This is a genomic window from Cobetia sp. BMC6 (assembly GCF_029991385.1).
Lineage (GTDB): Bacteria > Pseudomonadota > Gammaproteobacteria > Pseudomonadales > Halomonadaceae > Cobetia.
In genome coordinates this window covers 1-255 of record NZ_JAKUMF010000090.1, presented here as the reverse complement: position 1 = coordinate 255, position 255 = coordinate 1, and the positions used below count along the sequence as shown (strand labels likewise).

Below are 255 nucleotides of genomic sequence, written 5' to 3'. Positions count from 1 at the left end.
GCTGACTTAGCCACCTACGCGCGCTTTACGCCCAGTAATTCCGATTAACGCTTGCACCCTCCGTATTACCGCGGCTGCTGGCACGGAGTTAGCCGGTGCTTCTTCTGCGAGTGATGTCTTTCCTCGGAAGTATTAATCCCGAGGCGTTCTTCCTCGCTGAAAGTGCTTTACAACCCGAAGGCCTTCTTCACACACGCGGCATGGCTGGATCAGGCTTTCGCCCATTGTCCAATATTCCCCACTGCTGCCTCCCGT

The 255-nt window shown here is 55.7% G+C and carries 1 rRNA gene; it reads right to left on the bottom strand.

The window, feature by feature from the left end:
• Nucleotides 1–255 (bottom strand): 16S ribosomal RNA (locus MKZ40_RS17240); the annotation flags it as partial.